The organism is Agarivorans aestuarii, assembly GCF_019670125.1.
Taxonomy (GTDB): Bacteria; Pseudomonadota; Gammaproteobacteria; order Enterobacterales; family Celerinatantimonadaceae; genus Agarivorans; species Agarivorans aestuarii.
Genome location: NZ_AP023033.1, coordinates 2584627 through 2603575, shown reverse-complemented (window position 1 = coordinate 2603575; position 18949 = coordinate 2584627). Strand labels below are relative to the sequence as shown.

The window sequence follows — 18949 nt, the reverse complement described above, 5'->3', positions numbered from 1 at the left end:
CGCTAATGTAATAAGATTTCTCAAACTTTTTCCTTCTGAATTTAACTAGTATTTGTTTAGCATAATTTAGCTTTACGGTGTCTATCTATATGCGTAGCTAATTCCTAACTATCTATCTAGACAGAGAATAGCTTAGAAAACTTCCTAGTTTTCTTTCTAATTATTAGTTCATCTCCTTTAATTGCCAACTCGAAGCATTGTTACCTCCTGTCACCGAGTTACTCCAGTAACTTACTTCTTTGTGATTGCCCAAAAATTCACAATGGCTCCGTCAAAACAAACAGCGCTAAGTTAAAGGCTTAGCTGCTGATTTAAACCGGAGACTAAAACAATGACTACATCTACTTTTAAAAAACATCCGCCAATTCCTGCAGAGCGTTTAGCAAAGTACCAAGACTTGTGGCTTAACTCGCAAAGCATTGATGGCATTGACCAAGAAGTAATGGAGCACTTAGTGCGCATTAGTGAGATGGGCGGTGTAGGCCTTGAGGTGGTAGGTAACCTAAACAAAGAATACTTGGGTGCATTTATGGCGCCGTTCTCTCGCGATACTAAAAATGCCGATATTGTGGTGGTGGGTCAGCCTTTAGAAAAAGCGGCGCCTATGAATAGCTCGCATAAATATGGGCCAAAAGCCTTACGTGAATTGTCTAAAAATGCCATGGGTACTATTGAGCCAAGCCCAACGGGTGGCTGGGATATTCCCTTTGATAATGCACGCATTATTGATTACGGGAACATTGATACCTACGGCCAGTTTGATATGAAAGACGAAGTGCAAAAAATTGTTGATGAGTACGAGAAAATTGTACTAGAAGACGATTGCGTAACGTTTACTTGGGGCGGCGACCATACCACCAGCTACGCACCTATTGCGGCTTTGGGAAAAAAGTTTGGCCCATTAAGTTTGATTCACTTTGATGCGCACTATGACTTAGTTACCTTCGCTGATTTTGAATACCCCTACCACTCGGGCAACCAGTTTACTCGTAACTTTGCCGAGGGGAACTTAGATCCCGAGCGCATGATTACTATGGGTATTCGTGGCCGTATGACAGCGCTAGTGGGCGGACACGCTAAAAACTTTGGTGTAGAAACATACAGCTCAGACGATGTGTTTGACTTGGGCACAACCGAGATAGCAGAGCGCATTTTGAAGCGAGTGGGAGACGGCCCCTGTTACTTTAGCTTTGATTTGGATGCACTAGATGCAACCGACAATGCTTCTAACTCAGCCATTGAACCTTTTGGTCTTAAATCGCGCCAAGTATGGGACATCATTCGTTACTTACGTAAACATGGCAACATTAACTTAGTAGGTGCCGATGTGGTGGAATATACCCCACAACACGATATGTCTAAGCGCGATGGTTACATTGCTGCAGGCATTAGCTGGAAACTACTTTGCTGGTTAGCAGACTGCACCGCAAAACGTAATGGTGAAAAACGCAAAACACAATGGCCACAAGCCTTTGGCAAAGCCAGCCTGTAATAAATGGGCGACAGCAATGTCGCCTTTTGCTTTTGTGTTTTAGGAGTACGTTATGAATAAGCCACGTTGGGGTTTAGAGGCTTGGTATACCGCGCACTTATGCTACGGCATTATCCAGTTGGTATTTATCCCTATTCTAATTCCTACTTTTATTCTTGATAAAACCGGCAGCCCAACTCAAGTGGGTATTGCTATGGGTATTTTGGGTTTGTCGGGTTTGCTGGCACCCGTGCTGGGCGGGCTTGCCGATAAATATCGCGCTCACCGCGCTGCGCAGTTAATTGGTTTAGCGGCTATTGCTATTTCTGCCCTAGTGTTTGCGCTATCAGGTGCCAGTTTTATGCTGCATTTGTTGGCGGCTGTGTTTTTAGGTTTGGGTTCCGCTTCCCTTCTGATGATTAACCCGGCGTTTATCGTCTCCGGGGGTTATGAAGCAGAAGAGGAAGCCTCCAAGCTTACTTTGCTCAATCAAGTTGCTATTGTGGGCTCGTTGCTTGCTGGTATTGGTTTAGCTGCATTAACAGAAGCTGGCGTGTCATTTGAGTTACGCTTTGCAGTAATGTTTTTAATTCCCCTGTTGGCGCTGCTAGTAACTGCAGCCACCAACCAACAAGCCGCTGCGCGGATTAAAGTAGAACAAGTAAGTGAGGGAAGCGAAGCCGGTGGAATCATGCAGGTGGTGTTTTCGCGCTTTGGTTTGATTTTGTTAGCGATATTCTTTGTATCTGTTGGGCAGGGCGTTATTACCGGGCAGTTTCCTAACTATATGGCCGAAGTGTTCAAGGTTGATGCTGCTATGTCATCTATGGCCTTGTCGGTATCAGCAGTGGTTAGCTTATTACTGTTGTCTTTAGTGGGTAAAGCCATGGCTAAAGTCGGTGGCGAGAAAGTATGGTTGCTGGCGGTAGTGGCTAAAGTTGTGGTGATGATTGGCTTAGCTGGGCTTGCCATTTACGCAGACCAATTTGCGGCATATCTGCCTTTAGCCTTGTATTTGGTTTATCTACAAGGGGTCACAACGGTAGATATGGTGCAGCCAGCCATTGCTGCTAAAGCTTCTCGTGCAGGGGCGGGTATGACCCAAGGCTTGCTAATGTTTGCCATTGCCGGTGCTTATGCCGGTGGCAATGTACTTAGTGGCATTAGTGCTGATAGTTTTGGTTGGAGCTCCTTAGCTAGTTTAGTGGTAGTGGTTAGTGTTATTGCCCTGCTAGTTGGCTTAACTTGCTTAGTGAGTAAACCCAAAGTGGCTATGCAGCGCGCTACTTTTAACGACACTGAGTCGACCAGCGAACTTTAAGCTTTAAAGGTCCACATTATTTAAGCAAAGGCACTTATTATCTTGAGTGCCTTTTTTATTGGTGATTTTTACCAAGCTAATTGGATTTGGTGGAAATATTTTGCCAATTGCTGCTAGTTGATTCACTAACTCGCAAGTCGATTCTGCTCTAAGTTACGTATCATTTAACAACACCTTAACAATTAGTGGCGGTTTCTTATGTTGGTTTATTTAAAGCGTTTATTTAGCGAGCACCCTCAAAGTGTTAATGAAAGCTACCTTGAGCATTTGTTTGCTGCAGCAGGTTTTGCCATAAAATTGGCCTATGCCGCGTTAGTGTGTTTAATACACGCCATTCTACCATTTCTATTTGTTACCACGGCCAGTGAACAGCTAAATGCATTGCACGCCAAAATGATTCAAAATCGCAATCGACGTGAGGGCAAAGAAAAAGCCCAAGCTAAAGATAGTATTGAAAGCCTTGCTGCTTTTAACTTTGAGATTTAGCCGCTAGTTATTGTAAGTGTTGGCGTTTACGAGCTTAGCGTGGTTTAAGAAAAGCAGTTTATTTCTTGTTGGCTTAGTGCTCGCCACTCACCTGGTGCAATGTCTAATACAATGTCGGCAATTTGCTGGCGGTGCAAAGTCTTTACGCGATTACCGGTAGCAGCGAACATTCGTTTCACTTGATGAAATTTGCCTTCGCATATGCTTAGTTCAACTTCGGTTGGGCTTAAAGGTTTAACAACAGCGGGTAGAGTGGCTTTAGATTCTCCTTGCAGAAGGATGCCTCGCTCGAGTTGTTCAGTGGCTTTTTCGCTAATGGGTTTGGCAAGTTTTACTCGATAAACTTTTGGGCAATGTTGCTCGGGACGAGTGATTGAAAATGACCATCTGCCATCATCGGTGGCTAATACCAAACCGGTGGTATCGGCATCTAAGCGTCCGGCAACATGCAGTTGTTCACTTTGCCGTAGTCCTACTGCATTAAATACCGATGGGTAGGCTTCATCTTTGTTTGAACAAATGCAGCCTGCAGGTTTGTGGATCATAAAATATTGAGAGGGGCGGGCAAATAAGCGTTTGCCCAACAGTTCGATGTGATTGTTTTCGTGAACCTGAACTGCTGCATCAGTAGCGATTTGCTGGTTAACTAACACCTGATGCTGGCTAATTGCGGACCTTGCCTGAACAAGGTCTAGCGTAGTGCTTTTGCAAATAAATTTGTCTAGTCGCATGGGCTTACAGTGTTGGAAAGCTGAGCGGAGTATAACGAATACGCCGCTCGAGTATGGGTTAAAGTTTATCTAATGCTGAAATAAATTGTTGTTTTAAGCTTGGACAAACCAAGTAAGCACTTAAGTAATCTTCACGTCGTTGCTTAAAGTCGGGGCATAGCTCAAGCACTTTTAAGTAGGCGGATTTGGCCTGAGCAAATTCACCTTTTTCAATATGTAATACGCAGCGAAGCAATGGCTGCCAATAAAGTTTACTCAGCGAGAATTGGTCTAGTGCTTTAAAGGCCTGCTCAAAGTCTTGTTTTGCATAAAAGTAAAGAATATCAGCCAAAGCAAACCAAGGAGGACGAAAGGGGTTAAGTGCTTTCGAGTTCGCCAGTAATTCTCTACCTTGCTCAAACTCTCCGGCTAAACATAATGCCCAACCGGCTAAGCCCACCTGATAAGCGGCATTAGGGTTAAGTGTAACTACCTTATTTACCGCATCAATAAGGCCTGCTTGATCACCGCGACTTAAGTAGCCCATGGCCAAGGCCATTTGGCATTCTTGGTTATTGGTATCCAGCTCTACCGCTTTACGGGCACATTCAAAGCCTAGCTCGCTTGCATTAGCAATTTCCGCCATCGCTAATTTGTCGGCGTCAAAATACAGCACCGCTAACATCGCCCAAGCAAGAGCGTATTCAGGCTCTTGTTGGGTTGCTTGTTGCAGCGCTTCTAAAGCGGGTTGGTAATGCTCTTTGCTTAAGGTCATTAAATAATGTCGGTAGCGTAAAGTGGCTTCGTAGCTGGAGAGTTGCGTTACTTTTTTATGGTTACAGCTTTGGTAAATCTCGCGGTGAATGATGCCAAAGCTCGAGGCAAGCTCTGCCACAATTTCAGCGATGATTTGATCTTGCGCCTCAAATAAGTCATCGGTAGACATATCGCAGGTGTACTTTTCGGCCCAAACTTGCTGCCCAGTATCCGCGCGATATAAACGCGCATGAATACGTATTTGGTTGTTTAAGGCACGCATGGTGCCGCTAGTGATAAAAGACACCTTGAGTTGCTTGCCTATTTGGCTGATGTCTGCGGCAGTGTTTAAGTTAAAGCTGGTATCACCCATGGCATACATCGACACCACATTTAGTGTATCAAAGCGTGATAGTTCGGTGGCCAGCTCTTCACCAAAACCGTCGGCAAAAAACTGTTGGCTATTGTCTTCTGCTAAGGATAAAAAGGGCAATACGGTAATGCTTGGGCTTAGGCTTTCAATTTCTGCTGGCTTTGCAGCGGGAGCGATAGGCTGGGGATTAAGTTCTTGTTCACTACGTAACTTGAAACTAGGTACATAACGCCCTTTAGGCACCGAGATGTAAAGTGCGTCGTTGGCGCCTTCGGTGAAGTAATAAGTGTCGAGAGAGCGGCGCACACGACCCGCTTGAATACGCACAATAGGGTCAGATTGATGATCAAAATCGACGCCGCGGTCAAAAATCTCAATCGCAATGGTAAATTGCTTTAAGCGGTCTCCATTGCCTTGCAAGGTTTGGTCTACCAAGTAGCTCAACAGCTCTTTCATCTTGGGGCTTTGTTCGAAAACACTGCTCTCGACTATGCGCTCCAACTGTTCGCGGATCAGTATTTGGTGTTGTTGGTTGTTTAAGTCTAAATTTTTTCCGTTAGCCACTGCTTACCACCTTTATCTTATTCTTCGCATTTAGTTTGCCACTTTGTTGCACTTTTAAATAGCGCCTAGCTCAACAAAGTTATTCGCTAACAGTAGATTAGCAAACTAGCTACCCGCGCCTACTAAGGCTAGCTGTTGTTACTTACTGTTACCTGTAATTACCTTGAGCTTCTTTCTCTTAACTTTTTGTATTTACAGTCTTTTTTAGTTTCTCTCTCAGTGATCCAGTGTGTAACTTCGAGATTGTTGGGCTTTAAGTAAACTGGCTCTCGTCAACTAGATACACATTGTTAATTGCCAATAAGAGAGACAGATTATGAGCACACAAGTTCAAACCAAAAAAGTAGATGCGGGCTTCATGGAGTTTTCTTTGCAGCGAGTATGGCAGGCCACTGGTGCTAGCGAAGAACATGCAAATGCAGTAGCAAGCGCACTTATGACCGGCATTCGCCAAGGTAAGCTAAACCAAGGTTTAGGTGTTTATGAAGCTATCGACCTTACTTTTCAAGCCGGTGAGCTAGATATTAAAGCGGAGCCAGAAGTGGTTAATGAAGGTGATACCTGGGCAGTGATTGACGGCAAGCGCTCTAGCGGCTACTGGACCGTAACTAAAATGGCCGAGCTTGCCATTGCGAAAGCTAAAAAACACGGTATTGCGATTGTGTTTGGTGGTAACCACAACGATGCGGGTAGCTATGGCTCTTATGCGTGGATGGCCCACGAGCAAAACATGTTTGCCCAAACCTCTAATAACTCAGTACCTATGAATTCACCTTATGGTGGTATGGGTAATGTGCTGTCGGTGCCTCCTTTTGATGCAATTGCGCCTTCTGGTGAAGAAGCGCCGGTGTGGACCAGCGTTAAGTTGTGCGAATGGTACGATGGCCATACCGCTCAAGCGGCTTTACAAGGCACCAAAGTACCTACAGATTCGGTAATTGACCCAAATACTGGTGAACTAGGTAACGATTTGGCCCCTTATGCTCGCCCAGTGGAAGGCTACGGTCGTGTTTATGATCAATCTTGCTACCAGAATATGACGGATCCACGCGTTTATTCATTAAACCTTTGGAATGAAGCGCTCACCGCCATTATTAACCCGCTGGGTGTTATCGCCCCTGAAATGCCAACCCTAACCGATTACCTAAGCGGTGATGCCGACAAACCTTCGGTAGGTGGCTCTTACTACATAGCTATTGACCCAAGCCATTTTGGTCCAATTGGCGAAGTTCTGGCTAAGGCCGATCGCTTTACTAAAGCTGTGCAATCAACTCAAGCTTTACCCGGCAAAGGTGCGCCACGTATGCCTGGTCAAAAAGGTTATTACAGCTTAAAAGCGCAAACCGAAGAAGTAGAAGTACTGGCTAGCCATTGGACACCATTTTTTGAAAATACCGCAGCTAAATACGGTTTAAACGAAGCTAAACTGCGTGAAGAATACGCCCAGTTAACTGAGCAAGAAGTGACTGCATAAGCAAACAACAAGATCTCGTATGAGTACTTAAACACAGTCGAGGGATAGATTGAGGAGTGCAGGGAGCGCTTCGTTTTAAGTCCTTAATATTAATTGAGTATTTAGAAACCAGCATTGATATCAGAGGGTTATTATGACACTTAAGGGTAAAGTCGCCATTATTACTGGTGCAACAAAGATGAAAGGTTTAGGCCGTGCTATTGCACTTAAACTAGCTAAACAAGGCGCTAAAATTGCCTTAACTGGACGAACAAGTTCAGCAGAAGGTTTGCAGCAGGTAGTGGACGACCTTAAAGCGCTAGGCGCAGAGGCCATGGGCGTAATTGTAGATGTAGCCAACCAAGCCGAGGTGAACACTGCGGTACAACGAGTAATAGAGCACTACGGTAGTGTAGACATATTGGTAAACAATGCTGGCATTGGCGCTGGCTCGCCAGTATTTTTAGAAAACAGCAGCCGTGATTGGGATGCTAACTATGCGGTAAACGTAAAAGGCACCATGGCAATGTGTGCTGCGGTATTGCCGCAAATGGAACGTCAAGGTTCTGGTGCCATTGTAAACATTGCTTCTTTGGCGGGTTTAGGTGCTTTGCAAGGCATGCCTTACCCTTATACCGCTACTAAGTTTGCCTTAGTTGGGGTGACTAAAGAACTGGCTTTAGAATATGCCAATAAAGGTGTGCGAGTTAATGTGGTGTGTCCAGGTGCTATTGCAACCGATATGCTGCAGCAAGCCTACCAAGGCATTGCAGAAGCAGAAGGCATTAGCATAGAAGAAGCCGCTAAGTTAGAGAATTCAACCATTGCTATGGGACGCCCAGCGGAACCTAGTGAAATAGCCGATACGGTGTGTTATTTGGCTAGCCCAGCAGCCAGCTATGTTACTGGCGTAGCGATGCCAGTAGGCGGAGGAATGCTGCCTGGTCTGTAAGTTACCATGATGCTAAAGCAGCAAGCCTACTTTGCGTAACGAGTAGCTTGCTGCTTTTATTGTTTTGCTTGCAGGCTTTTAACTAAGGGCTCGCAAGGTAGTGGTTTTGTTTTTAAAGGTTTAGGTTTCTGAGGTTTACTAAAAGAAGGCGTTTTACTAATCTGCTTTTTCCACCAGCTTAGTTCATCGCAACCGTGGCCCTTTGCTATTGGTTTTTGATTGTTACATTGTGTATCGCCCGCTGGACATACCAAACGTACGTGCATGTGCGAAGAGTGTCCCCACCAAGGCCGTACTTTTTGCAGCCAGTCATCATCTTGCTTACGTTCGTCACACAGTTGTTGTTTAATGATTGGGTTAATAAAAATACGTGCAACACGCTGGTCTTGTGCAGCCACTTTGAGCATGGTTTTATGCTCATCTTTCCAAGTGTTTTTGTTGATAACTAAGTTTTTCTTGTCTACCACACTCACCGCATAAGGGCTGGCAAGTTGCTTGGTTACCAATAAGTCATCTTCTAGTCTTAGCCAAATATCAACGTCTAAGCCAATTTGATGGCTACTATGGCCATAGTTAAATTGGCCTCCTCTTGGCATCGACATGTCTGCAATCAAAATATTGTTAATGCCTTGGCTGCGCAGTTGTTTAGCGTAATCACTCACGAAGGAAATAAGGCTTGGATGACCATAAAAGCGATGACGTTGGGCGCGAATAACTTGATAACCTTCGCCAGCTAAGGGAAGCGCTTTTGCTCCGGCTAGGCAACCGTTGGCGTAGCTACCAATTGCAGCAGCTGGGGCTTGATAGGTGCTGGTGGCCTGTTCCCACGGATTGTATTGAGCTTGTGCCGTGCTGCAAGAAGCAAGTAACACCAGTGTGGCAGATAAACTCTTCATTCCTTTCGGCTCTCCCTATAACGTCCACCTGCTAGTGTAGTCGCCTTTGCCAGTGGTTTCAGTTACATTTAGTCGCAGTATGCTGCTGAATGTGTTTCGCCTAACAAATGCTTGGCACCAGTTATAGATAGGAAAATGAGGGCGGTGAAGGTGTGTTCTGAATCGAGCTTTACTACTGGACGATTGAAGGTAAGCAAAGTTTGCTATAAGCATGCTATCAAGCAAGAAACTGGCTGGTTACCACGTATTGTTGAACTGCTAAGGCCAGCAGTAGTAGAGGCATTACCGCCATATTTTCAGCAGATAAACAATGAAAAGGACGCCTTGTGCTGGTTAAACACGGTGTGTTCAGAAAGCCAGCTGTTTGCCGTTTCGTTTAAAGACCAAGCGCTACCCATAGGCTTTTTGTTTGTACATGAACAAAGCAAAAGCACCGTTCATATTGGCTACTTATTGGGAGAGGCTTACTGGCGACAAGGCATTGCCAGTGAATTGTTAAGTGGCTTTATCGATTGGGCAAAACAACAGACTCCTTACCACTGTTTAGTCGCAGGTTTGGATGGCGACAATCAAGCTTCAAAGCGCTTATTGCTTAAATTAGGTTTTAGCTTGCAGGCAACTAGCGATGCCAATACACAAATATATCATTACAATTTTCCATCTTGATTCAGCCTAAGATCTGGCGGTTTGCCCTTATACCTACCGAAATCAGCAAAAAGCTTCAAAGTTTAATATATGCAGTATTCTAGCGACAATGATAATGAGCTTTGGTGTAGGCTAAGTTGCTGTATTTTAAATCTTTAGCTGCTATTGGTCGTCCTCATGTTTAAATTTTCTATTGCTGTTCTATTCGCTCTTGCGGTGTTTGTCTCTCCAACACTGCATGCAAAAACTTTGCTTAAACCAGAGGCTGACAGCTACTTCTCAATTACCGGAGGTAGTGGTATTACGCACTTAGATGATGGCGCAAGCGATGAGCAAAAGAAGCAACAGTTTCGCTCCTTTGATATTCGTTTCGCTCAGCACTTTCATAAAAACTGGCGGGTAGACTTAATTCATGCCAACGAAGGGCATCCTTATAATCACCACCGAGATGGTTTTTCCGCACATGCCACTTATGTATACGTTCCAACGGACTGGTTTCGTTTAGAGCTTGGCGCTGGGCCGTACATGTCATTTGACACCACTATTGATGAAACAGGATTGGAGTTAAACGAAAAACGCCTAGGGGCGATGAGTACTCTAGCGTTTATCTATCCTTTAAAACGCTTTAGCGAAAGCGCTCACTTACGTTTGCAATTAAATAGCTACCTAATGGCTGCACGACCTAATGGCAACTCGCTGTTGATTGGAGTGGGCTGGGATATCGATAACTCCGATTATCAGCGTAAGGAAACGCGTTACCAATGGTTTGATGATGCTTGGGTGTCGATTATCAATACTAAAATTAATCATGGTGGCCCGGAAACAAAGGTTGGATACAGCTTTGATTTGGCAAAACGCTTTCATAATAATTTAGCTTTATCGCTAGGATACATCGACGAAGGGGGCTACAACGGCGCTACCGACCGCAGCGGTATTTCAACGCAGCTATGGAAGGTGATTCCTTTAGGCAAGCGTTTCGAAGGACGAATGGGCGGTGGAGGTTATTTTGTGCTTGATAAAGTTGAGCATACTAGTGCCTACGACTTAAAAGGAATTATTAGCTTTGGGGCTAACTATTATCCTAGCTGGTCATTTTTTGAAGATGGCTATTTGGGTGTAAGTATTAGCCGAGTGATTGATCGTAAAGGCCACCAAGATGATGCTGATCTATTCCGCTTTAGCGTTGGTAAACGCTTTTAGTGACAAAAGGTGGGCTGTTTAGGTGGTACAAAAAAACGCGTTGAAGCTTGTTTCAACGCGTTTTTCGTTTTGGTTAGTTGGTAAACTATTTAGCAGAGCCGTGGCTTACATCTAAGCTGTAGAAGGTTGCTTGAACATAGTCTTCTGCGTTGCCAGAACGGTTTTGGTTATAAACACCAGCTTTAAAATACATCCACTGATCTTTCAAGCCGTAGCCTGAGTTCTGCATATCAACCTTTTGTACAACGTCGGCTTTACCTTCGCGGCTAATCGTTACCGTCATGTCAGAGCCATTAATATCAATCTCGTAGGAGAATTTTTCACCTAAGGCGATACCATCATTGTATGACTTTGGAATATCTTTATCTTTTTGCTTCCAGTAATTTGGCTTAGTTGGGCCAATCATCGGAAAAATTATGTCGTCTCCACCATTTGGCTCATGACTAATCCATACCGAACCCGTTTCATGGTTAGGCAGTTTGCGGTAGTAGATTTTAACTGGCTCATCATCTGGGGCATGAATTTGGCCAATAATTACTCGACCTTGTTGCCAAATTTCACCGGTAGAGGTGACGTGATCGACAGATAAGGTCGCTTTTAAGTTACCGTCTACACCCGCCGCATTTTTTAATGACTCAGCCGACTCGTTATGACTAAATACCCAGTTGTTGCCATTAACGCCTTTTGTTTTATGGCTAGTATCACCACAGCGCATCATTTCACGAAGTTCTGAGCGAACATACTTGGTATTTTTAGAGGTTTTAATGCCTTGAATCGGTGAGCGAAAAACCACACCATCTTTAGCTTCGTCTACGTAAAAGTAATCTTCATGCATTGCGCCTTTAGCAATCTCTTTCTCGCTAAACTCTGTAGGGCGGTCACCATTGTCCAAAGACACTGGTAAGGTTACTTTCCAACAAGATAGATCTAATACTTCTGCTGGCGTAGTCGTGGCCGCAGATAGGCTGGTGCTTAGCGCGCCTAGCATCATAACAACAAGAGTTTTTATTTTCATTCGCTTACCTATAGCTTTCTTTTTGAGTTATTGTACTACAATATGCTCATGATGCTTCTCAAAAAAAGAAGGTCAATTAGCGCGTTAATTATTTGAGACATCAAACTGGATTAGACCCGAATTTAAGCTCTTAAATGTGGGCGGCTACAAAGTAATAAGCTTGTAGACAGGCGACAAAAATAGCGCTGTTCTTAAATTGGCTCTATGCCGTTTTTATAAGCTGAGCCTGTAAGTCCCCTTGAAGTTCGCTGTTGTACACCGCAATGAGAGAGCCAAGTGTGAACGAACAGAGGTGAACTAAGAGAGCTATGCAAGTGAGGAATATTACTTGTGTGGAGTGGCTAGGTGGGTTACTAAATATATAGCAACTAAGACATTTTCAGTATTGTCATGGGTTTAGACCATGAAGTTTTCTGTTGATGCACATGCGGCTAATCTGTTTGTTATGCTTAGTCAGTTTAGTTATTCAAGGGCTGAAGAACTCAGCCAAGTGAGTTCAAGACAATTTATTTGGTCTAAAGTCATTCATTAAGGTAAAGGTAAGGAGCTAGATATGGATTCATCGAAAACGGAAGCGCTACCAACTCAACAAACCTATTCTATTCCTCAAGAAGCATTTGATTGGTATGACGAATATGCACACGGACTTATTGACCGCCGAACTTTTTTAGCTCGTTTGTCTAAGTTGGCGGCAGTTGGCTTTTCAATGGCGGTGTTATCGTCGGCTTTACTTCCTAATTACGCGCTGGCTGAACAAGTGTCGTTTAACGATCCTGATATTAAAGCAAGCTTCGCAACTTTTGCTTCTCCCCAAGGTTACGGTGAGGGTAGAGGGTATCTTGTTATGCCCGCAAATTTAGAGGACAAAGCACCCGTAGTATTGGTTATTCACGAAAACCGAGGGCTTAATCCTTATGTGAAAGACGTGGCAAGACGTTTAGCTAAACAAGGCTTTATAGCCTTTGCCCCTGACGCGTTATACAGCTTAGGCGGATATCCTGGAAATGATGATGATGGGCGCAGCATGCAGAAGTCATTAGACCGCAGCAAAATTGAACAGGACTTTTTAGCTGCTGCTCAGTTTCTAAAAAAACATGATGCAAGCAATGGTAAACTTGGCGCGGTGGGCTTTTGCTTTGGAGGTTATGTAGTAAATATGCTCGCAGCGCGAATGGGCAGTGAGCTTGACGCTGGAGTGCCATTTTATGGAACGCCGGCGGCCAAAGAGCTTAGAGCCAACATCAAAGCACCATTACAAATTCAATTAGCAGAACTTGATAAGCGGGTTAACGCAACGTGGCCAGAGTATGAGCAAGACCTAATGGCCAACAAGGTTGATTTTGAAATGCACATGTACTCAAAAGCTAACCATGGTTTCCATAACGACTCTACTGGCCGCTATGATGAAGAGAATGCAGAACTGGCGTGGAACAGAACTATTGCATTTTTTGAGCAGCATTTAGCCTAGCTATCTCTATATTGTTTAGGGTTAGTTTTCACCACGTGAAGCTAGTCCTATTCGTTAGCTAAAAATACTTGTTCAGTTTTCGGTAGCGCTGCTCAGCAAACTTGTTAATGTAGTTCCAAGTCTGTTCTATGTAGTGAAAAGTTTATGAAAGCACTAGGTTTTCAGCAAAAGTATCAAGCAATGAGTCGCAAAGATGCTCAGTATGAAGGCGTCTTTTATACCGCGGTTAAAACCACCGGCATTTTTTGTCGACCTAGCTGCAGGGCCCGTAAACCTAAAATTGAAAATGTGGTTTTCTACGACACCGTGCAAGAAGCACTGCAGCACGGTTATCGCGCATGCAAGGTGTGTAAACCGATGCAGCCGCTGGATGCTGCACCTTTAGGTATTAAGCAGTTATTGGACGACCTTCAACAAGACAACTTCACGCGAATTCAAGATGGTGACTTGCGTGAGCGAGGCTTAGATCCAGCGCAAGTGCGCCGTTGGTTTAAGAAACATCATGGCATTACCTTTCACGCGTACCAGCGGATGTTGCGGATTAACTCAGCTTTTAGCCAAATTCAACAAGGGGATAGTGTAAGCAATAGCGCCTTTGATAGCGGTTATGAATCGCTGAGTGGCTTTAACGACAGCTATAAAAAAGTATTTGGCGGAGCGCCAAGTGAACAAAACCAAGCGGTTATAAATATAGTGAGGTTCACTACGCCTATCGGCCCTATGTATGCCTGCGCCACTGATAAAGGGCTTTGTTTATTGGAGTTTACCGATAGACGCATGCTAGAAACCGAGTTTGCCGATCTTACCAAGCGATTAAAAGCGGTGATTTTGCCAGGAGATAATCCGCACTTGGACCAAGTTCAACAGGAAATTACAGAGTATTTTGCGGGAAGCCGCAAACAATTTGAGGTGGCGCTAGACACCCCAAGCACCGAGTTTAGACAAAAAGTTTGGCAAGGCTTAATGGACATTCCTTACGCCGAAACGCGCAGTTACGGGGAGCAAGCCGAATATCTTCAAATTCCTAATGCCGTGAGAGCTGTGGCATCGGCGAATGGGCAGAATCGCATTAGTATCATTATTCCCTGCCATCGGGTAGTTGGCGCTAATGGTCAGTTAACCGGTTATGGTGGGGGAATTCACCGCAAAGATTGGCTGTTAAAACATGAGCAGACAAATCGCTAAATCTTGTTGTTTTACTGGTAGAAGGAGGGGCGCTTTATCATGGAACAATCAAGCTTAAAACAACAGTTACACCATTGGTTAGAAGCTCAACAAGGCGTGAGTAGCGTGTTTTGGCCAAATGATAAAGGCGGCTTTTATGGTTTTCGCTATAAAGAATGTGAGTTTGCTCATTTTCATCAATCTGATGAACTTGATCTAAAGTTAGGCAAAAACACCATTGCTAAGTTGGGTTTGGTAAGGCCGGTTCGCTCGCTTGTCCATCCCAAACGCAGTGCAGGATCTGCATGGATAGAGCTAGCATTTAGTGATTCGCAAGATCTAGAAAAGATAAAGGACTTGGTAAAGCTGGCAATATCTCAGCTATAGTTGCTCTAGGCCGTGAGTTATAAGCGGTTAATATCTCGACATATTGAAGTTAGCTCATAGTATTTCCGCGAAATGGCAATATAATACTACTATTGCTGATTATAGGTTATCACCATGCCGCAAACCCTACTGCCAAATATTATTGAATTCCTCTCGCAAATTTATCCCTTTAATTTGTTGCCACCTAAATTGCAGCGCCAAATAGGGGAGTCGGTGCAAATTACCTATTTGGCGCGTGGCGAAAAAATCAACTTTGGCAGCGAGAAGCAAGAGTGTTTTCTGTACATTATTCGCACTGGCGCAATGGAGCAGCGTAAACCCAATGGAGTTTTACGCTCAAAGTTAGGTGAGGAAGATTTATTTGGTTTTACTTTTTTAGCGCCACTTAAAGATGCATTAGACGGTTACAGTGCTACGGCGATAGAAAACACCTTGTTATACATGGTGCCACACAGCCAACTCACTCAGTTACTAGAAGAGCATCCAGAATATGCGGATAGCTTTGCTTCTAAAGCCCGAGTGCGCTTGCAGTCGGCGCTTAATGTGGTGTGGTCAGACAATGAAAAAGGTTTGTTTTTCAAAAAAGTCTCTGAAGTTGCTAGCGGTACGGTGGCAGTTGTTACTGGTGACATGTCTATTCAAGCGGTGGCTAAAGAAATGCGCGAGCAATGCCGTTCATCAACCGCTGTAATCAAACAAAATGGTGTGATTAGTGGCTTAATTACCGACCGAGATATGACCAAGCGAGTAATTGCAGAGGGCTATGACATAAGCTGCCCCATCAGCGAGGTGATGACAACACCTGCCATTACCACCAAACCTAACGACCTTATTCTTACTGCAGCTTCGTTAATGATGGAGCACAATATTCGCAGTTTACCGGTAGTTGAAAACAATCAGGTGCTTGGCTTGCTTACTACCTCGCACCTAGTGCAAAAGCATCGGGTACAAGCGATTTTCCTTATTGAAAAGATCAAATACACCGAAAGCATAGAAGGTCTAGCTAAGCTCACTCCCGAGCGACAAGCTATTTTTGAAGCTTTAGTGGAAGGCAAAGTAAGGGTGGAAGTAATCGGCCGCGTAATGGCGATGATTATGGATGCTTACAATCGCCGGCTTATTCAAATGGCTGAGCAAAAGCTTGGCAAACCGCCTTGTGCGTATACCTGGGTGGTTGCTGGCTCGCATGCCCGAAACGAAGTGCACATGCTCTCTGATCAAGACAGCGCAATTATTTTGCCAGAAGGCGTGAGTAAATCAGACAAAATCTACTTTACTCACTTAGCCATGTACGTGTGCAATGCGATGGATAGCTGTGGTTACCCATTGTGTAGTGGCAAATTTATGGCAGCTACGCCTAAGTGGTGTCAGCCCATTAATGTGTGGAAAGAGTATTACCGTAAGTGGGTCTCTAACCCAGAATACAGCATGTTGCTTAACGCCACGGTATTTATGGAAGTGCGTTGTATTCATGGTGATGGCAGCTTGTCTGAACAATTGCAGCAGTATTTGTACAGTTTGCTAAATGACAATAAAACCTTTTTAAACTCCTTAGTGACAGACTCGGTTTCGGTTAACCCACCACTGGGTATTTTTAATAATTTGGTGTTAGAAAAAGGCGGCGAACACAGCGAAATGCTCGATATTAAAAAGTACGCTTTGTTACTGATTGTCGATTTAGGCCGAATTTATGGCTTGGCAGTAAACAGCGATGATACTGGCACCGAGCAACGCTTTAACCAAGCAGCCAAGCAACATATTTTGAGTGATGATGCCCTTAAAGATGTATTGGGTGCTTACCGCTTTATTACCCAGTTACGCTTTCGCCATCAGTTAAAAGCGTTGAAAGAGGGGCAACAACCCGACAACTACATCGCACCTAAAAGTTTTGGTAACTTTGAGCGTGAACACTTAAAAGATGCCTTTAGAATTATTGGTAATCTGCAAGATGCAGCCAAGCTGCGTTTTAGTGAGAAGTAATTTTAGCTATGTTTAAGCGTTTTAAACCCATAGCAAAACTTACTAAACAGCGCAGTAAGGCTTTAGCTTCTACACAGTTACCAAAGCAGCTCGTTGAGCTTCTAAAGTCTGAACTACCTAAAGAAAGTGAGCTAATAAAAGACCTAGAGTTTTTAGCCTTTGATATAGAAACCACCGGTTTAGACCCCAGCACAGATCAAATCTTAAGCATTGGTTTTGTGCCAATGAAAAACTTGCGGATCAACGTGCAGGATGCAGAGCATTATTTCGTAAATAGCGGCACCCAGGTAAAAGCCGAAACCGCCGTTATTAATCAAATAGTGCCAGAGATGTTAGAGCAGGGCATTAGCCTAGATGCGGCAATGGATAAGCTATTCAAAGCTATGCACAACAAAGTTTTATTGGTTCACGGTCGCTGCGTGGAGCAACAATTTATAGAAGCGTATTTGCAGCAGCGTTATCAAGATAGCCACTTCCCAGTGTTATGGATTGATACCTTAAGCATCGAAAAGTCTTTACTAGCGAATGTAAATCGTCAAAAAATCGGAGACTATCGTTTAGCTGCAGTACGTAAACGCTATGGGCTGCCAGAATACCCAGGACATAATGCACTGGCAGATGCAGTAGCCACCGCTGAATTATTACTTGCTCAAAGCAAACGTGTTTATGCGCAAACCCCGCAAGTTATTAGTGCTTTAGTGAAGAACTAAATAGGTTGCCCATAGTTTGACCGTAAATGCCTGTCACTCCCCTAAAAAAGTAAGGAGTCGACAATTAACTTTGAACAGTGTTTGACGCGTTTTTGGACAAAAATGAGTCAGAGCAAAAGCTCTAATATGCCAATGTTTGATAATTAAACCTTACCAATCAGCTCTCAATTTCTTCAGATAAACGTAGGGCATCTTCCAACTCAACACCCAAATATTTGATGGTGTTTTCGATCTTGGTGTGCCCGAGTAAAAGCTGAATTGCTCGAATATTTTTAGTTTTCTGGTATATCAAGGTAGCCTTGGTTCGGCGCAATGAATGAGTGCCATAGAGATCAGGGTTGTGGCCTAAAGCAAGTGCCCAACTCCGAATTATTCGGCGGTAATATGAATAGCTTAGAGATTGATGGGGCTTCCGTGGGCTTGGAAAAAGGTAGTCTTTAGGTTGAAGTTCTTGGTCTTTAATCCAATGACTCAGCGTTTGCTGTGTTCTCTGAGTGATTTCAAACTGAACGTCATTGCCAGTCTTTTTCTGAACATATTGAACACGGTTGAATACTAAGAAGTTAGATGAAACATCTGACACCCTTAATGATAAGAGGTCATTCGAACGTAGCTTGCTATCGATTGCAAGGTTAAGAAGAGATAGTTCCATCAGATTATTACTGAGCTCTAAGCGAGTTCTAATCCGCCAAATTTCCTCCAATCTAAATGGCTTTTTTACACCCGTTTTCTTGCACTCCATATGCTCCCTCATTGTACTGTTGCTAACAGACGTCTAAATTGGAAGTTTTGTAAAGAAAGAGCGAACTTACTTGTTCGCTCTATGACATCTAGCTCGTGTGACTATTTTTTAGACCAAGCAAACTTTTCAAATACTTTGTCTACAGGTGTGTGAGCAACGTGGTTTACGTAGTTGCTGATCACCTTTTGCGATAGGCCAAGAATCACTTCAAGTACCTGCTGCTGACCGTAACCCGCTGAGAAGAATGCTGTTAGGTCTGCCTCTGATACATTGCCACGCTCACGCACTACCGCTAGAGTGAAGTCTTTAAGTGCTTGCAACTTTTCAGTTGGCATTGCTTCATCATTACGCAGTGCTTCAGTCAGTGCAGGGTCAACCTTCATCGAGTGTGCGATACCAGTGTGTGCAGGAACGCAGTAGTGACACTCGTGCTCAACGTTAATGGTTTGCCATACTACCGTTAGTTCTTCCGCATCAAATGACGTGTTAGTAAATTGCTGATGCAGTTGCGTGTATGCTGTTAGAATTTGAGGAGATTCTGCCATTACCGCGTAAAGACCCGGAACCATACCCATTTGCTTTTGTGCGCCCTCAAGGATTGCTTTGCTTTTCTCCGGTGCTGACTCAACAGTGTGTAGTTTAAATTCGCTCATTTT

19 protein-coding genes are annotated in these 18949 nt (G+C 44.0%); 13 read left to right on the top strand and 6 right to left on the bottom strand.

The window, feature by feature from the left end; genetic code table 11:
* Positions 1-331 precede the first annotated feature (331 nt).
* From K5609_RS12105 to K5609_RS12095, 3 genes are all read left to right on the top strand, one after another.
* Entirely contained in the window at positions 332-1492 is a 1161-nt protein-coding gene (locus K5609_RS12105; RefSeq protein ID WP_221073875.1) for an arginase family protein, read from the top strand.
* 52 nt (positions 1493-1544) lie between these two features.
* Positions 1545-2792 (top strand): MFS transporter, encoded by a 1248-nt coding sequence (locus K5609_RS12100; RefSeq protein ID WP_221073874.1) that lies wholly within the window; start codon positions 1545-1547, stop codon positions 2790-2792.
* A gap of 198 nt (positions 2793-2990) precedes the next feature.
* On the top strand, positions 2991-3278 hold the full coding sequence (locus tag K5609_RS12095) for a DUF6356 family protein (protein WP_221073873.1): 288 nt from the start codon (positions 2991-2993) through the stop codon (positions 3276-3278).
* Between the two features lie 44 nt (positions 3279-3322).
* Here the strand turns inward: K5609_RS12095 and K5609_RS12090 are convergent, their stop codons facing one another.
* Together K5609_RS12090 and K5609_RS12085 are read right to left on the bottom strand one after the other, a co-directional pair.
* On the bottom strand, positions 3323-4009 hold the full coding sequence (locus tag K5609_RS12090; RefSeq protein ID WP_221073872.1) for a pseudouridine synthase: 687 nt from the start codon (positions 4007-4009) through the stop codon (positions 3323-3325).
* A gap of 58 nt (positions 4010-4067) precedes the next feature.
* Positions 4068-5681, bottom strand: coding sequence for a transmembrane adenylate cyclase (locus K5609_RS12085; protein ID WP_221073871.1), 1614 nt, complete (start codon positions 5679-5681; stop codon positions 4068-4070).
* 316 nt (positions 5682-5997) lie between these two features.
* On the opposite strand from K5609_RS12085, the gene K5609_RS12080 reads away from it, so the two are divergent.
* Positions 5998-7155 carry an Ldh family oxidoreductase gene (locus K5609_RS12080; RefSeq protein WP_221073870.1) on the top strand — a complete coding sequence of 386 codons (1158 nt, stop codon included), beginning with the start codon at positions 5998-6000 and terminating at the stop codon, positions 7153-7155.
* A 133-nt stretch (positions 7156-7288) separates the two neighbouring features.
* Complete coding sequence (locus K5609_RS12075; protein ID WP_221073869.1) at positions 7289-8086, top strand: SDR family NAD(P)-dependent oxidoreductase; 798 nt, start codon at positions 7289-7291, stop codon at positions 8084-8086.
* A gap of 56 nt (positions 8087-8142) precedes the next feature.
* On the opposite strand, the gene mepA is transcribed toward K5609_RS12075, so the two are convergent.
* Positions 8143-8982, bottom strand: a complete 840-nt coding sequence (mepA, locus tag K5609_RS12070) for a penicillin-insensitive murein endopeptidase (protein WP_221073868.1) — start codon at positions 8980-8982, stop codon at positions 8143-8145.
* A 135-nt stretch (positions 8983-9117) separates the two neighbouring features.
* On the opposite strand from mepA, the gene K5609_RS12065 reads away from it, so the two are divergent.
* Entirely contained in the window at positions 9118-9648 is a 531-nt protein-coding gene (locus tag K5609_RS12065) for a GNAT family N-acetyltransferase (RefSeq protein WP_221073867.1), read from the top strand.
* A 156-nt stretch (positions 9649-9804) separates the two neighbouring features.
* Positions 9805-10827, top strand: a complete 1023-nt coding sequence (locus K5609_RS12060; protein WP_016403672.1) for a hypothetical protein — start codon at positions 9805-9807, stop codon at positions 10825-10827.
* 85 nt (positions 10828-10912) lie between these two features.
* Here K5609_RS12060 and K5609_RS12055 read toward each other — a convergent pair whose 3' ends face one another.
* A complete protein-coding gene (locus K5609_RS12055; protein WP_221073866.1) occupies positions 10913-11842 on the bottom strand; it encodes a polysaccharide lyase family 7 protein in 930 nt (309 codons plus the stop codon).
* 403 nt (positions 11843-12245) lie between these two features.
* On the opposite strand from K5609_RS12055, the gene K5609_RS21850 reads away from it, so the two are divergent.
* From K5609_RS21850 to K5609_RS12030, 6 genes are all read left to right on the top strand, one after another.
* Entirely contained in the window at positions 12246-12374 is a 129-nt protein-coding gene (locus K5609_RS21850) for a hypothetical protein (RefSeq protein WP_281423320.1), read from the top strand.
* A gap of 21 nt (positions 12375-12395) precedes the next feature.
* Positions 12396-13310, top strand: a complete 915-nt coding sequence (locus tag K5609_RS12050) for a dienelactone hydrolase family protein (RefSeq protein WP_221073865.1) — start codon at positions 12396-12398, stop codon at positions 13308-13310.
* A 144-nt stretch (positions 13311-13454) separates the two neighbouring features.
* A complete protein-coding gene (locus K5609_RS12045; protein WP_221073864.1) occupies positions 13455-14495 on the top strand; it encodes a bifunctional transcriptional activator/DNA repair enzyme AdaA in 1041 nt (346 codons plus the stop codon).
* Positions 14496-14534: 39 nt separating this feature from the next.
* Entirely contained in the window at positions 14535-14861 is a 327-nt protein-coding gene (locus K5609_RS12040; RefSeq protein ID WP_221073863.1) for a luciferase domain-containing protein, read from the top strand.
* A gap of 114 nt (positions 14862-14975) precedes the next feature.
* Positions 14976-16841: a putative nucleotidyltransferase substrate binding domain-containing protein gene (locus K5609_RS12035; protein WP_221073862.1), complete on the top strand. Its 1866-nt coding sequence runs from the start codon at positions 14976-14978 to the stop codon at positions 16839-16841.
* Positions 16842-16849: 8 nt separating this feature from the next.
* The gene (locus K5609_RS12030) at positions 16850-17551 is read left to right on the top strand and encodes an exonuclease domain-containing protein (protein ID WP_221073861.1); all 702 of its coding nucleotides are present in this window, start codon (positions 16850-16852) and stop codon (positions 17549-17551) included.
* Between the two features lie 157 nt (positions 17552-17708).
* On the opposite strand, the gene K5609_RS12025 is transcribed toward K5609_RS12030, so the two are convergent.
* Complete coding sequence (locus K5609_RS12025) at positions 17709-18305, bottom strand: tyrosine-type recombinase/integrase (protein ID WP_425514822.1); 597 nt, start codon at positions 18303-18305, stop codon at positions 17709-17711.
* An 89-nt stretch (positions 18306-18394) separates the two neighbouring features.
* On the bottom strand, positions 18395-18946 hold the full coding sequence (locus tag K5609_RS12020; protein ID WP_042500184.1) for a carboxymuconolactone decarboxylase family protein: 552 nt from the start codon (positions 18944-18946) through the stop codon (positions 18395-18397).
* Positions 18947-18949: the final 3 nt, after the last annotated feature.

Coding starts and splice junctions, on each gene's coding strand:
- K5609_RS12030 (WP_221073861.1), top strand. CDS start 16,850: ATGTTTAAGCGTTTTAAACCCATAGCAAAACTTACTAAACAGCGCAGT.
- K5609_RS12065 (WP_221073867.1), top strand. CDS start 9,118: ATGAGGGCGGTGAAGGTGTGTTCTGAATCGAGCTTTACTACTGGACGA.
- K5609_RS12045 (WP_221073864.1), top strand. CDS start 13,455: ATGAAAGCACTAGGTTTTCAGCAAAAGTATCAAGCAATGAGTCGCAAA.
- K5609_RS12020 (WP_042500184.1), bottom strand. CDS start 18,946: ATGAGCGAATTTAAACTACACACTGTTGAGTCAGCACCGGAGAAAAGC.
- K5609_RS12080 (WP_221073870.1), top strand. CDS start 5,998: ATGAGCACACAAGTTCAAACCAAAAAAGTAGATGCGGGCTTCATGGAG.
- K5609_RS12050 (WP_221073865.1), top strand. CDS start 12,396: ATGGATTCATCGAAAACGGAAGCGCTACCAACTCAACAAACCTATTCT.
- K5609_RS12100 (WP_221073874.1), top strand. CDS start 1,545: ATGAATAAGCCACGTTGGGGTTTAGAGGCTTGGTATACCGCGCACTTA.
- K5609_RS12055 (WP_221073866.1), bottom strand. CDS start 11,842: ATGAAAATAAAAACTCTTGTTGTTATGATGCTAGGCGCGCTAAGCACC.
- K5609_RS12060 (WP_016403672.1), top strand. CDS start 9,805: ATGTTTAAATTTTCTATTGCTGTTCTATTCGCTCTTGCGGTGTTTGTC.
- K5609_RS12090 (WP_221073872.1), bottom strand. CDS start 4,009: ATGCGACTAGACAAATTTATTTGCAAAAGCACTACGCTAGACCTTGTT.
- K5609_RS12105 (WP_221073875.1), top strand. CDS start 332: ATGACTACATCTACTTTTAAAAAACATCCGCCAATTCCTGCAGAGCGT.
- K5609_RS12040 (WP_221073863.1), top strand. CDS start 14,535: ATGGAACAATCAAGCTTAAAACAACAGTTACACCATTGGTTAGAAGCT.
- mepA (WP_221073868.1), bottom strand. CDS start 8,982: ATGAAGAGTTTATCTGCCACACTGGTGTTACTTGCTTCTTGCAGCACG.
- K5609_RS12035 (WP_221073862.1), top strand. CDS start 14,976: ATGCCGCAAACCCTACTGCCAAATATTATTGAATTCCTCTCGCAAATT.
- K5609_RS12095 (WP_221073873.1), top strand. CDS start 2,991: ATGTTGGTTTATTTAAAGCGTTTATTTAGCGAGCACCCTCAAAGTGTT.
- K5609_RS12025 (WP_425514822.1), bottom strand. CDS start 18,305: ATGAGGGAGCATATGGAGTGCAAGAAAACGGGTGTAAAAAAGCCATTT.
- K5609_RS21850 (WP_281423320.1), top strand. CDS start 12,246: ATGAAGTTTTCTGTTGATGCACATGCGGCTAATCTGTTTGTTATGCTT.
- K5609_RS12075 (WP_221073869.1), top strand. CDS start 7,289: ATGACACTTAAGGGTAAAGTCGCCATTATTACTGGTGCAACAAAGATG.